The organism is uncultured Photobacterium sp. (genome assembly GCF_947502415.1).
Lineage (GTDB): Bacteria > Pseudomonadota > Gammaproteobacteria > Enterobacterales > Vibrionaceae > Photobacterium.
Map to the genome: position 1 here is coordinate 1 of NZ_CANMZV010000065.1, position 2,451 is coordinate 2,451.

Sequence of the window (2,451 nt, forward strand, 5' to 3'; positions counted from 1 at the left end):
CCCACTAAACCAGCAAAGCGCACCGAACTTCGTACCAAAACCGCCGAGTGTAACGCATCACCTTGATTGCCTTGTTAGCTGCGCAACTGAAGATCACGCAACTATAGCGATTTAATTACTCAATGAGGTCTAGGCAATATTCGATCGGTAAAGGTTTATCTACCGATTTTGATGTAAACCGATAGTGAGCATTTTTTTCAATGCTGACACTTTTAATTACCTCATCAATTCGGTCTTCTATAGAGACCAAAAAATCCGATGCTACTCGTGCTTGAATGAATGCAGCCATCACTTTGAAATAGTAGCTATGTGATTGATATGTGACATATCTTCCACTCCTAACCATTTCAAACGGCTCATCAAACTTAGTTTCGAAATGAAGTTTAATATTTTCAAGAACTTTATTGATATCTTCGTACATTACAATTTCATCCTTTTTTTGTTTTGAACCAATTTACCAACTGAACTATTACCTACGAAAAGCAGCTAACGCCTGCAATAAGGTGTGCCCCACCGAACCAGCAAAGCACACCGAACTTCAAACCAAAACTGCCGAGTGTAACGCATCACCTTGATTGCCTTGTTATGGCAAACTCAATGAATTTAAATCACTTACCAAGCACGCTACCGCTACAAATTTATCTGCTCGAACGCCAGCCAGTTTACCCTACCAATAAAACCCAGACAGAAATTTATACATAACTTCATGAACCAACTAGCAAAATCAGTAGCCATTGAACAAAGAATGGCTCTTTACCAGCAGATATAAATCAGCAGCTTCGGATAAATTTTATAAGAATTGAAACTGGATAATCCGAAGCCTAATTTAGAGGGTTTTCTTTCGATGATGTTTCTAGCATTTCTGACAGCGAGAGCAACTGGAAAATCAAGCGTGCTGCGGACAAAACCCGCCGAACTCACAGTTCGTTATACCGATAAGCGTTCAGTTATATCGCCTGAAAAGTTCGGCTTGATAGCCGCTAAGCTTGACCCACAAACCTTGAAGCGAAAACCACGTTGCCTGTGCTTTTAAGCCATAACGCCGGGCATAAGGTGCGCCACGATAAACTCACCAAGCCCACTAAACTTCATACCAAAACTGCCGAGTGTAACGCGTCACCCTTGATGCCTTTGTTAGGTGCTGGCTCAACGTCTACGATATACTACTTTCAAGCTTTCTCGTGGCACGTAGTAGGTATCGTGAGGTTTTACCTGAAGGAGTCACATTAGACATCTTCATGCCAAATTTGACGTAGTTTCAGACCTTTATTAAAAGCTTTCTCACTATCATCTTCAAAATGGACTTCTACTTGAACATCATTTTCATCATCCGACAATTGCACCCAATCTACCCATTCAATCGCTGGTGATAATTCACCATTTTCATAAACAATCTTGTATCCTTCCCCGAGATTTTCAGACACAACATCTTCGATTTTTTCAATATTCATATTTGAACCATCTGACTAAAATGATAAAGCACCTAACGCCTGCAATAAGGTGCGCCCCACTGAACTAACAAAGCGCACCGAACTCCATACCCAAACCGCCGAGTGTAACGCGTCACCCTTGATTGCCTTGTTATGCGCGCATCAGTTGAGCAGGACTGAATGTGATTCAACTCTGATTATCTATAATGGTCAAACTTCGCTAACTAATCACTTTGCTTATTAACTTCAGATTTACTTACATAGTAAATACCAGCAAAAATTAACGCTCCGATTAAATTAGCAAAAGGAATAATTTGTAACAGACCTAAAACTATTAGCTGACTAGTTTTCCTTTTAACTACCGCTAAATGTATCCAACATGAATGTATAACCCAGAGAATACACAGAAGAAACAACATTTCATTAGAAATTCCAAGTTCACTTTGCATTATCTCAGGGAAAAACAACCAGACTATGCCACCAAGAGTTATCACAAAAGTACAAACCCAAATAAAAACTAAAAATAGTTTTCGTAAAATACCCAATGACGAAAAAGCCAAAGATACTGATGTAACCTGTTGTTTGTAGTCCACAAAACACTCCTTGTACTATAGACTCCTAATACGCATAACGCCGGGCATAAGGTGCGCCACGACTAACCTACCAAGCGCACTAAACCCCAAACCAAAACTGCCGAGTGTAACAAGTCACCTTGATGCCTTTGTTAGGCATTTCCATGTGCGCTGTCCGAGCTTGGAAGGTGGACTCTCAACGCATCCCGCCTTCAAACATGGGACGCAACAACCTCGAAATTGTATTTTCCCATGAACTATCAACACTTTGAACCAGATACATTTGCATGACAAACTGATGAAGTGTTTCTTAGGGCTGCATCACCGGAGTGATCGGCAGAGAAACCGACAACCCTTTCACTGCATTGTAACGATGAATAATGCGGTGGTTCATTGCCAGAGTTAAAGGCAGCAATAAATCAGATAACCTGCGTTTCGCCATACTTTAT

The 2,451-nt window shown here is 40.7% G+C and carries 3 protein-coding genes; all 3 read right to left on the reverse strand.

All coding sequences use genetic code 11. From position 1 onward, the window contains the following. Positions 1 to 115: 115 nt before the first annotated feature. The 3 genes from Q0852_RS23415 to Q0852_RS23425 all read right to left on the reverse strand — a co-directional run bounded on the left by Q0852_RS23415 (position 116) and on the right by Q0852_RS23425 (position 2,023). Positions 116 to 421 (reverse strand): hypothetical protein, encoded by a 306-nt coding sequence (locus Q0852_RS23415; RefSeq protein WP_299022798.1) that lies wholly within the window; start codon positions 419 to 421, stop codon positions 116 to 118. Positions 422 to 1,226: 805 nt separating this feature from the next. Further along, the gene (locus Q0852_RS23420; protein ID WP_299022800.1) at positions 1,227 to 1,451 is read right to left on the reverse strand and encodes a hypothetical protein; all 225 of its coding nucleotides are present in this window, start codon (positions 1,449 to 1,451) and stop codon (positions 1,227 to 1,229) included. A 203-nt stretch (positions 1,452 to 1,654) separates the two neighbouring features. Continuing rightward, a complete protein-coding gene (locus tag Q0852_RS23425; RefSeq protein ID WP_299022612.1) occupies positions 1,655 to 2,023 on the reverse strand; it encodes a hypothetical protein in 369 nt (122 codons plus the stop codon). Positions 2,024 to 2,451 lie beyond the last annotated feature (428 nt).

Excerpts from the sequence above, each read along its gene's own strand:
- Q0852_RS23415 (WP_299022798.1), bottom strand. The coding sequence starts at position 421 with ATGTACGAAGATATCAATAAAGTTCTTGAAAATATTAAACTTCATTTC.
- Q0852_RS23420 (WP_299022800.1), bottom strand. The coding sequence starts at position 1,451 with ATGAATATTGAAAAAATCGAAGATGTTGTGTCTGAAAATCTCGGGGAA.